The 5,702-nt window shown below is 42.4% G+C and carries 8 protein-coding genes; 5 read left to right on the top strand and 3 right to left on the bottom strand.

The annotated features are described in order from the left end of the window. The first annotated feature begins 22 nt into the window (after positions 1-22). The 5 genes from AC1DSE_RS29070 to AC1DSE_RS29050 all read left to right on the top strand — a co-directional run bounded on the left by AC1DSE_RS29070 (position 23) and on the right by AC1DSE_RS29050 (position 3,078). A complete protein-coding gene (locus tag AC1DSE_RS29070) occupies positions 23-640 on the top strand; it encodes a DUF4183 domain-containing protein (protein WP_477509069.1) in 618 nt (205 codons plus the stop codon). Between the two features lie 83 nt (positions 641-723). Then, positions 724-1,008 (top strand): DUF4183 domain-containing protein, encoded by a 285-nt coding sequence (locus tag AC1DSE_RS29065; RefSeq protein ID WP_076267468.1) that lies wholly within the window; start codon positions 724-726, stop codon positions 1,006-1,008. A gap of 117 nt (positions 1,009-1,125) precedes the next feature. After that, positions 1,126-1,560, top strand: a complete 435-nt coding sequence (locus tag AC1DSE_RS29060) for a BclA C-terminal domain-containing protein (RefSeq protein WP_477509070.1) — start codon at positions 1,126-1,128, stop codon at positions 1,558-1,560. Between the two features lie 237 nt (positions 1,561-1,797). After that, a complete protein-coding gene (locus AC1DSE_RS29055) occupies positions 1,798-2,349 on the top strand; it encodes a glutathione peroxidase (RefSeq protein WP_477509071.1) in 552 nt (183 codons plus the stop codon). A 48-nt stretch (positions 2,350-2,397) separates the two neighbouring features. Next, the gene (locus AC1DSE_RS29050; RefSeq protein WP_477509072.1) at positions 2,398-3,078 is read left to right on the top strand and encodes a class I SAM-dependent methyltransferase; all 681 of its coding nucleotides are present in this window, start codon (positions 2,398-2,400) and stop codon (positions 3,076-3,078) included. Between the two features lie 63 nt (positions 3,079-3,141). Here the strand turns inward: AC1DSE_RS29050 and AC1DSE_RS29045 are convergent, their stop codons facing one another. From AC1DSE_RS29045 to rbsK, 3 genes are all read right to left on the bottom strand, one after another. Next, positions 3,142-3,708, bottom strand: a complete 567-nt coding sequence (locus tag AC1DSE_RS29045) for a TetR/AcrR family transcriptional regulator (protein ID WP_477509073.1) — start codon at positions 3,706-3,708, stop codon at positions 3,142-3,144. 20 nt (positions 3,709-3,728) lie between these two features. Next, positions 3,729-4,439 carry an MBL fold metallo-hydrolase gene (locus AC1DSE_RS29040; RefSeq protein ID WP_441908367.1) on the bottom strand — a complete coding sequence of 237 codons (711 nt, stop codon included), beginning with the start codon at positions 4,437-4,439 and terminating at the stop codon, positions 3,729-3,731. 79 nt (positions 4,440-4,518) lie between these two features. Beyond that, a complete protein-coding gene (rbsK, locus tag AC1DSE_RS29035; protein WP_477509074.1) occupies positions 4,519-5,445 on the bottom strand; it encodes a ribokinase in 927 nt (308 codons plus the stop codon). Between the last annotated feature and the right edge of the window lie 257 nt (positions 5,446-5,702).

Genomic DNA, 5,702 nt, shown 5'->3' with positions numbered 1-5,702 from the left:
AATTAGGGAGGTATGATTTAACTTGGGAAACTCACTAGCGACAAAGAAGAAAATAATTCGTATTTGCCCAATGAAAAGAAAGAAAAAGCACAAAAAGATCATTAATTTCAAGAAAAGGCGGCCTCATGCTGCCTGTCAACATGGCTCCCAAGGATTTCGAGGTCCGCAAGGTTCTCAGGGGTCTTCAGGACATCAAGGTACACAAGGTCTTCAAGGTCTTCAAGGTCTTCAAGGTCTTCAAGGACTTCAAGGTGCTCAAGGACCTCAGGGACCTCAAGGTCTTCAAGGACCACAAGGTCCTCAAGGGCCCCAAGGCGAATCGGGATCTATTATCGTCCCTTCTATTCTCATTTTACCAGCTGCCCAAAGATTTTTTTATAAGATGACCTCAGATGCCGAATCCCAATTCACGATTCCAGCCGATGATTTTACAAACGATGAGGGAGCTTTCATAACTGCTTTTGTAGGCAATGGTCCAAATAGCTATAACAATCTTTATATCAATGGGATACTGCAAGCAGGCAGTTTGTATATCATTAATGAAAATAATTTGAACATTAGTCTCGATAATCAAACTATTTATTCGGGTACACCAGTAATTCTCGAAACCGTTACATTCTCGGCTATCGTTGTTCCTTAGTTCAATCTATTAAACTCCGCGATTCAAACCTTCCCTTTTTCGAATACTAGCATAAGTTAGTAGAGAGAAGAGAGGTGATATACATGCCAATCACAAAACCATTCATGGCTGCCAGAAGATTTAGTGCCACAGCAGGGGACGGAACTGGAGTCGGTGCTGCGTATAATATTCTTGCAACAGCAACTACGAATGACACCGGTACAGCTGCAACAGCATTTCCAACTGCTCCCGCTTACTACAATCTTTATATTAATGCACAGATTCAAACTGCAGACACATCAACGGTTACGACTACTGCTATTACCATACCAGACGGTGATACACTCGATCCTTTGACTCCAATTGTAATCGAATTTGTTGTAAACTAACCTAGTTTGTTGACTTGGTGCCGACAATACTTCTTTTTTTATTGTCGGTATTGTTTTTCATTAGAGGTTATTAATTCCTTACATAGCTTCTAATCATAAATAAGGAGTTGAATATGAATGCCGATCATTTACCCTATCTCTCCCCCAATAGGTTCGGGATATATTTATAATATCAGCGCTCAAACGGTTCCTGTGGAGGCAGATATTACTTTTGATACAAGTGTTATTTTCACACCCGGCATTACGCATTCCCCTGGAACCAGTCAGATTACCGTTTCCACCACTGGAAATTATGAAGTTACTTATTCAGTGCCGGGAGTAGAACCGAATCAATTCGCCTTATTTTCAAATGGTACGCTAGTTACAGGATCCATATATGGTTCAGGAGCTGGTACTCAGCAAAATAATGGGCAGTCTATTATGGCTCTAGCGGCTGGAAGTATTCTCACACTGCGAAATCATAGTTCAACTGCTGCCGTTACGCTGCAAACTCTGACCGGTGGCACTCAAACAAATGTAAATGCTTCTGTTATAATCAAAAAATTAAGTTGATTTCTAATCCACAACCTCACGAGGATGTGGATTTTTCTTTCCTGCAAAATAAATTAACTTTATAATTTTTGCTAATGGCATCGACTATTTATTGCATTTGCCTATAACGCTTATTTCCTTTATATATTAGACCAATAGAATATTTGGCTATATGATAGATTGAATCATACAAATGGTTTCCATATTACGCAGTTATTGAGGAAAAAATAAATCAGTAACACAGGGGAGGTTAACCACATGTCGATTTATGATTTTCAAGCGCTCTCCATTTTCGGAGAAACAGTAAAGCTGTCATCCTACCGTGGAAAAGTTATCTTGATCGTCAACACGGCAAGCAAATGCAGTTATTCACGTCAATTCAATGATCTGCAGGTGTTATACGAAAAATATCAGGAACAAGGATTCGAAATTCTCGCTTTTCCTTGCAACCAATTCAACGAGAAAGAGCCAGGCAGCAATTCGGAAGTGAAGCAATTTTGYGAGGTCAACTACAAAGTTACGTTCCCGCTATTTGAGAAAACGAATGTGAGAGGAGCATCAGCTCTTCCATTGTTTCAATATCTGACGCAGCAAGCTCCGTTCCAAGGCTTTGACACAGAGACTGCGAGCGGACAATGGATGCAGCATTTCCTGCAGGAGAAATACCCAGAAATATTTGCTGGGGACGGGATCAAGTGGAATTTTTCCAAGTTTTTAATTAATCGCGACGGATTTGTTCAAGAAAGATTCGAATCGACGATAGAGCCCATCGCTATTGAGCCTGCTATCATATCGCTTCTATGTACCTAAGGAGTAAGCCAGTGAGAACATATTCGAGTAGTCTAGGAGGATAAACGGATGGGGATAGAATGGTACGATCGAATTGCACGAAAAAATGGCGGATATCGAAGCAATGCGGTATTTACGATCGAAGGCATTTCAGCTGAGCAATTATTTGAAGAAAGATTAGTTGAAATGCTGCCTGCATTTGATACGGTTCTTGATGCGGGTTGCGGACACGGCGATTTTACACTAAAGATGTCACGTCATGCTAAGTCGATTGTTGGATTTGATAATTCAATTGAAATGATTAAGATTGCCAACTCCATGCGAGATGAGAGCCAAGCTCATAATATATCATTTATTTACGCGACTACAAAAACCGATTTGCCATTCACCGACGGGCAATTTGATTTTATTTACGATAGGCGCGGACCAACGTCCATTTTGAATCATAGCAGAATACTAAGCTCGGGAGGTACAATATTTGGTATACACTCAGGCGCTCTCGAATTGGTCAAAGAAAGATTACATCATAATGGATTTATAAATATTCAAATTGAAGAGTTTGATCAAGCTGTTTTCTATTTTCCAGACACAAATGAATTTGCTAAGTTTCTCACAGGCATTCCCGGGAATCCTGACTATACTGATCCTTTATTAAGCAAGGATTTCGACGCCAAAGTTGAAGAGAATCAAATCAATGGAAAACTAGGCGTAAAAGAATACAAATATATTTGGAAAGCTAACAAACCTTAATTTAATATCGAAGCGGGAGCCAAGCCACTCCATTAAGCATCTCTGGCTCCTGCTTCTTTTCTATCATGATTTAACACGGAGACCGTTCAAATACGTTTGGATGACAATTTTTAAGCTTTCGTCGATAGCCTGCGGCATGCCAAATCCACCCTTTTGTTCAATCGAAGCGAATCCGTGCAGCAAGCTGCGCAATCCCCGTACACTGTGAATGGCCTTCTCATACCCAAGCTCATAATAGCTTAGCGTCTTAACGAGCAAATCCACAAGCTGCTCTCCAATAGCTGCATATTCTGCTTCATCCGCATCTGGCGAGCGCAGCGTCAGCTCATACACGCCTGGATGTTTTCTAGCAAAAGAAATGTAGGCAGAAGCAATAGCATGAACTGCTTCATCGCCTTCTTTATTTTGTAACGATTCATTTATCGCTGCAAGCAGCTTCTGTAAACCGTAGATAGCCAGCTGTATGCGCAAAGCGTTTAATCCATCCACATGGTTATATAATGAAGGAGAACGCACTCCAAGCTTCTTGGCAAGCGTCGCCAGCGTAACCTCTTCGATGCCTAGCTCATCTGCTATGGCAGCTGCTTCCTCTACGATAGTCGCCAAATCAAGCCCTCTTCTAGGTGACATAGAATCCCCCCCTCTCCTATTTATTTAACCAAAGAACGTTCCGCTGTGGCAATCGCCTTATCCAATAAACGTTTAGGCTGCAGCACCATGTTGCCATGGCCAGCAGCGAGCAACGATGGTTTCAAATCTCTTAACCTTCGAGCCGTCTCCAAGCTCGTTTGTTTATCCCAAGTAGCCATTGCAGGAAAGGGAAACAGCAGCTTTATCTGTCCAGATACTGCAACGCCTGCTCTAGTTTGAAAAGCATCTCCTACGATGAGAATGTCATTCCTCGTATCTAGAAATGCCATTGAACCAGGCGTGTGTCCCGGTGCAGCTACCGCAAGCAAAGAGCCTACGCGATCACCATCCACCAGCAAAACATCAGGTTTTGTTCGAACGTTTTTAGGCAAACCGCCACGTATGGGCAAGCTGCTCTCATTAGGATCTAACGTATGATCACCGCTAAGCAGTCTTGCATCTCTCTTGGATATAAACACCTGTGCATTTGGAAGCCTTTCTTTCAGCCCGTCGAGCGAACCAATGTGGTCCGCATGAGCATGAGTCAAAACAATACGGGTAATCGGCTTGCCAAGCTGTTCCGCTGCCCTCAGAATGGCATTGACGTTGTTTGGAAGTGCGGCATCCACTAACGTCAATCCTTCCGCCTCCTCTACCAAGTAACAATTTACTGGAAATACCTTAGGTAAATAGGTCAGCTGTACAACCGTTTTCTCGCGTGTCATTCTCATTTCAAATGGCCTCCTCAACAAAAACTAATGATATTAGTTTTATAAYAAACTAATACCATTAGTTTTAGCAAGCCTATTTTTAATTTTTCTGTTCGCTTTGAAGAAAAGCTTCAATTTCTGCTTTAGTGGGGATTGATGCTTGGGCACCTTCCTTCGTAACGGCTAGTGCCGCTGCTGCTGCTGCAAAGATTAAAGCCTGCTCAGCCTGGCAGCCATCGGCGCTTGCAGCCGCGAATGCACCGAAGAAAGTATCGCCCGCTGCCGTCGTATCAACAGGTTTTACTTTGAACGCAGGAATCGTAGCTGTGTCACCTTGCTTATTTTGATAGAAACAGCCTTTCTCCCCTAATGTTATAATGACGTTTTTTGTTCCTTTGCCCATGACTACTTCTGCAGCCGCTTGAGCTGAGGAAGCATCGTTTACCGTTAAGCCCGTAACAACAGCCGCCTCGGTTTCATTTATAATAAGAGTATCAATAAGCGGAAAAACATGCTCAGGAATAGCCCTTGCCGGGGCAGGGTTATAAAATACTTTACTGCCGCTGCTGCTAGCACTATTCATGACGGATAACGTCGTCACCCACGGTATTTCATTTTGAAGCAGCACGGCATAAATATCCGACCACTCTCCATAACCCGCTGCTGCATCTTTGTCTGACAGTTGACCATTCGCACCCTCAGATAAAACAATATGGTTTTCGCCTTCACCATTCACAGTAATAATAGCGAAACCTGATGTTCCTTGCTTGCGTAATACTTGACTAGTGGAAATTCCATTATCTTGTAATGATGTAATCAATGTCTGAGCAAAAGGATCCTCGCCAACTGCGCCGATCATCACACATTCCGCACCTGCGCGAGCCGCTGCAACCGCTTGATTTGCCCCTTTGCCGCCCGGAAAAAACGAGGTGGCTGCACTGGAGATTGTTTCACCCGGGAGCGGGAATTTTACGACCTGACTAACGATATCCATATTTATGCTTCCAACAACAAGTATTTTTTTCATAATTTGTTCATACCCTTCCCTAATTAACGATTCAGTTCATTCTTTTGAATGCATGTACCTATTTTAACAGAAGGAGTAGATCTTCACATGATTACCGCTTTTATTATCGGCTGCGAGATAGGATTTTGGTTATTTGTACTTATCGGCTTATTATGCCKCTATATTTTCCGTTTAAAAAAACTAGGCGCTATATTTTTGATTGCAACACCTCTCATCGATTTGGCATTGGTTATTGCTACTATTTATGATCTCCGCGG

The sequence above is a fragment of the Paenibacillus sp. 01L418 genome (assembly GCF_056400045.1).
The sequence above is the reverse complement of the archived record's forward strand: the minus strand, read 5'-3'. Positions and strand labels throughout refer to the sequence as shown.

Bases quoted from the DNA above. Each gene is read 5' to 3' on its own strand.
- AC1DSE_RS29060 (WP_477509070.1), top strand. From the start codon at position 1,126: ATGCCGATCATTTACCCTATCTCTCCCCCAATAGGTTCGGGATATATT.
- rbsK (WP_477509074.1), bottom strand. From the start codon at position 5,445: ATGAAAAAAATACTTGTTGTTGGAAGCATAAATATGGATATCGTTAGT.
- AC1DSE_RS29040 (WP_441908367.1), bottom strand. From the start codon at position 4,439: ATGAGAATGACACGCGAGAAAACGGTTGTACAGCTGACCTATTTACCT.
- AC1DSE_RS29050 (WP_477509072.1), top strand. From the start codon at position 2,398: ATGGGGATAGAATGGTACGATCGAATTGCACGAAAAAATGGCGGATAT.
- AC1DSE_RS29045 (WP_477509073.1), bottom strand. From the start codon at position 3,708: ATGTCACCTAGAAGAGGGCTTGATTTGGCGACTATCGTAGAGGAAGCA.
- AC1DSE_RS29065 (WP_076267468.1), top strand. From the start codon at position 724: ATGCCAATCACAAAACCATTCATGGCTGCCAGAAGATTTAGTGCCACA.